This is a genomic window from Rhizobium ecuadorense (assembly GCF_001187535.1).
In the GTDB taxonomy this organism is placed as follows: Bacteria; Pseudomonadota; Alphaproteobacteria; order Rhizobiales; family Rhizobiaceae; genus Rhizobium; species Rhizobium ecuadorense.
Genome location: NZ_LFIO01000750.1, coordinates 1 through 278, shown reverse-complemented (window position 1 = coordinate 278; position 278 = coordinate 1). Strand labels below are relative to the sequence as shown.

The 278-nt window shown below is 56.5% G+C and carries 1 pseudogene; it reads right to left on the bottom strand.

What is annotated here, in order from left to right:
• A pseudogene (locus AF337_RS46280) lies at positions 1–221 on the bottom strand (two-component sensor histidine kinase); the annotation flags it as partial.
• Between the last annotated feature and the right edge of the window lie 57 nt (positions 222–278).

The following is a 278-nucleotide window of genomic DNA, read 5'->3' as shown; positions in this document are numbered from 1 at the left end:
CTCTTGAGAACGGCGACTTCGTCTTGCGCTGAACTTGCCTGGGCAAATTGCTCCGCGACCATCGCCGCTCTGGCAGCAAACAGGCCGTTTTGAAAGCCGCGATCATGACGGCCGTAGATATAGGGCTCCATGGCGGTCGCCACCACGGAAACGAGCACGACAAGGAAGGTCGCCAATATGAGGATCTGGCTTTGGATCGAAGCCCGCCGGAAATTTCTCAAGAGAGACGCTCTACCTTGGATGCGAAAAGATAACCGCCCAGCCGCACCGTCTTTATG